Raw genomic sequence first — 2,848 nt, 5'->3', positions numbered from 1 at the left:
GAGCCCGCCGCGGACGGGACCGGCGAGGCGCTGGTCGTGGAGGCCCCGGCCGAGGCCGTCGGACGGGCCGCCGCCGCGTCCGGGGTCGCGCTGGTGGAGCTGCGCCAGGCCGGCGGGGGCGGCCTGGAGGAGCTCTTCCTCACCCTGACCGGCCGGCACACCGGCCCGGCGACGCAGACGTCCGTTCCGCAGGAGGCAGTCCGATGACCGTGCTGGATCTCAGCCAGGCACCGGCGCGTCCGCCGCTGACGCGGCTGACGCTGGTCGAGCTGCGCAAGATGACCGACACCCGCGCGGGCCGCTGGCTGCTGGCGATCATCGCACTGGTCGCGGTCGCCGCCGTGGTGATCTTCATGGCCGTCCGGCCGGCGCGCGAGCAGTCGGCGGGGCAGCTGTTCGGGCTGTCCCAGGTGGGTGTCGGCCTGCTGCTGCCGGTCGTCGGGATCCTGGCGGTGACCGGCGAGTGGTCGCAGCGGACGGCGCTGTCCACGTTCACGCTCGTCCCGCAGCGGCTGCGGGTGCTGGCGGCCAAGGCCCTCGCGGCGGTCGTGCTCGCGGCCGGGTTCGTCCTGCTGGGCCTGCTCCTGGGCTTCCTCGGCCGCGCCGTCGGCGGCGCGCTCGGCGTGGCGTCGGGCGGCTGGGGCGTCTCGGTGCGCGCGTTCGCCTCGATGCTGCTCGTGGAGGTCGCGACCGTGCTGATCGGCGTCGCGTTCGGCGCGGCGCTGATGAACACCCCGGTGGCGATCGTGCTCTACTTCGTTCTGCCGACGGTGTGGACGACGGTCGGCACGATGGTGAAGGCGCTGCGCGACGCGTCCGCGTGGCTCGACACCAACCGCGCCTTCGAGCCGCTGAGCGGCGAGACCCCGGCGACCGGCACCGAGTGGGCCCGAGCCGGGACGGCCGTCGCCGTCTGGATGCTCCTCCCCCTGGTGATCGGCGCGTACCGCCTCGTCAAGCGCGAAGTGAAGTAGGACGGAGGACGTGGCGGGCCGTCCGATGCCAGGACGTCCCGCCACGCCTCCCACGCCCCGACCGGCCGAACGGCGGGTACCGGACACGGGCGGCTGCGCCGCCAATTTGCGCGGCCGTCGCCATCAATTGGCGTCGGGCTTCGCCGTCAGCGGGCGGGAAGCGCGGCGAGCCGTCGAGCGGGCATCGCACCGACCAGCGGATAGCACGCGATGACGAGAAGCGCGGGCGCCGGCCTGCCGACCGCCACGGCGGCGACCAGGACCGCGACCAGCGTGAGGCTCCAGGTGAGCCATGCCACGGTGGTCGGGACGGACGGCGACCGTCCGGCGAACCCGAGAGCGACGGCGCAGAGCATCACCAGACAGGTCACCAGCGCGCCGCCGTAACCGACGGCGAACGGAAGGACCGCCCGGGGATTGTCGGTGCCGTCCGCGAGATCGGCACCGGCGACGATGGCCCCGGCAGTGATGGCCGCGAAGGTGAAGTACCTGCCCAGGCAGAACCAGAGATACGGTTTCCTGCGCACCGGCGGGCGCCAGCGAATGGCCGGGCGGTCGGTCATGTCCGCGGCGCTCCGGGCAGACGCCGCCCTTGAGGGGCGCGGCCCCTGGGCCACCCACTGTTTCCGCTGCTGACGTGCCTGGCGGCATCTTCGATTTCCGGCATTCCCTTTTGATGCACATATGGCCTTGCCCGTTCCCCTGACCTACTGCGGACGTGCGCAGGCGCGGTGGGCGGGGTCCGGTGGCGGATCTGTGCGACGCTGCTGGAGATGGACGGGCGATTTCTGGCTTTTCCGGACGGGTTGGCGCACCGGTGGCGGGACGGCATCGCCAGGGCGCCCTGGGTTCCGGACGTCGCGGTCTGCGTGCTCGCCGCGGCGGGCAACGTGTACCGCATCGGTACCGCGACGACGGGTTCGGACGAGCGCGGCGCGGACGGGCGGGCGTTCTCCCTCGGGATCGCGATGGCCGTCTGCCTGCTCGGACGGCGCCGGTGGCCCGCGGCCGTCCTCGCGGTGGTGTCGGGGCTGTGGCTCGTCTACCACCTGCTCGACTATCCGGGCGGGGCACCGGCGGTCGCGGTCTGGGCGGCGCTCTACTCGGTGGCGTGCGCGGAACGGCGCTGGGCGGGGTTCGCGGTGGCGGGGCTGCTCATCGCGGCGGATCTCGCGGGGCGGGTGAAGCACTCGGGGGCCGAGGTGTTCGGCTCGGTCCTGGACGGGTCGACGGTGGTGTTCGTGGCGATGCTGCTGCTCGGGGACGCCGTCCGCAGCAGGCGGGCGCGGCGGGCCGAGTACGAGGGGCGGATCGCGGCCCTGGCGGAGCGCCGGGAACACGAGACCGCGCAACGCGTCGCCGAGGAGCGGATCCGGATCGCCCGCGAGCTGCACGACGTGTCCGCGCACACCATCACGGTCATCGGCGTGCAGTCGAGCGTGGCGGCGGAGTTCCTGGACGACGATCCGCCGCGCGCCCGCGAGGCGCTCGGGGAGGTGCGGCGGGCGACCGCCGAAGCGCTCGGCGAGCTGCGGGCGACCGTCCGGGTGCTGCGCGAGGAGGGGGACCCGGACGGGACGGCCCCCGCTCCGGGCCTCGCCGACCTGGAACGGCTCGCCCACGGCTACGGGACCACCGGGCCGCGCATCACGGTGCGGACGGAGGGCGACGCCCGCCCCGTGCCGCGCCTCACCGGGCTGACGGCGTACCGGATCGTGCAGGAGGCGCTGGCCAACGCCGTGCGGCACGGCGATCCCGAGACGGTCGAGGTGGTCGTCCGGTACGGTGACGGCGGACTTGATCTTGAGGTGCGGGACGACGGCCGGGGCGCCCCCGACGGCGGACGGCCCGGCCGGGCGGGACCCGGCGGCACG

3 protein-coding genes and 1 pseudogene are annotated in these 2,848 nt (G+C 74.5%); 3 read left to right on the top strand and 1 reads right to left on the bottom strand.

What is annotated here, in order from left to right; translation table 11 throughout:
* Positions 1-207, top strand: a pseudogene (locus tag DZF91_RS25715) (hypothetical protein); the annotation flags it as partial.
* A complete protein-coding gene (locus tag DZF91_RS25710; protein WP_117359786.1) occupies positions 204-974 on the top strand; it encodes an ABC transporter permease subunit in 771 nt (256 codons plus the stop codon). The pseudogene DZF91_RS25715 and the gene DZF91_RS25710, both read left to right, overlap by 4 nt.
* Before the next feature lie 146 nt (positions 975-1,120).
* Here DZF91_RS25710 and DZF91_RS25705 read toward each other — a convergent pair whose 3' ends face one another.
* Positions 1,121-1,537 carry a hypothetical protein gene (locus DZF91_RS25705; RefSeq protein ID WP_117359785.1) on the bottom strand — a complete coding sequence of 139 codons (417 nt, stop codon included), beginning with the start codon at positions 1,535-1,537 and terminating at the stop codon, positions 1,121-1,123.
* Positions 1,538-1,747: 210 nt separating this feature from the next.
* On the opposite strand from DZF91_RS25705, the gene DZF91_RS25700 reads away from it, so the two are divergent.
* The coding region (locus DZF91_RS25700; RefSeq protein WP_147341384.1) for a sensor histidine kinase at positions 1,748-2,848 on the top strand (1,101 nt) is incomplete at its 3' end.

The organism is Actinomadura logoneensis, from assembly GCF_003428695.1.
Lineage (GTDB): Bacteria > Actinomycetota > Actinomycetes > Streptosporangiales > Streptosporangiaceae > Spirillospora > Spirillospora logoneensis.
The sequence above is the reverse complement of the archived record's forward strand: the minus strand, read 5'-3'. Positions and strand labels throughout refer to the sequence as shown.

What these genes read in the sequence shown, in the direction of transcription:
- DZF91_RS25710 (WP_117359786.1), top strand. Translation starts at nt 204, where the DNA reads ATGACCGTGCTGGATCTCAGCCAGGCACCGGCGCGTCCGCCGCTGACG.
- DZF91_RS25705 (WP_117359785.1), bottom strand. Translation starts at nt 1,537, where the DNA reads ATGACCGACCGCCCGGCCATTCGCTGGCGCCCGCCGGTGCGCAGGAAA.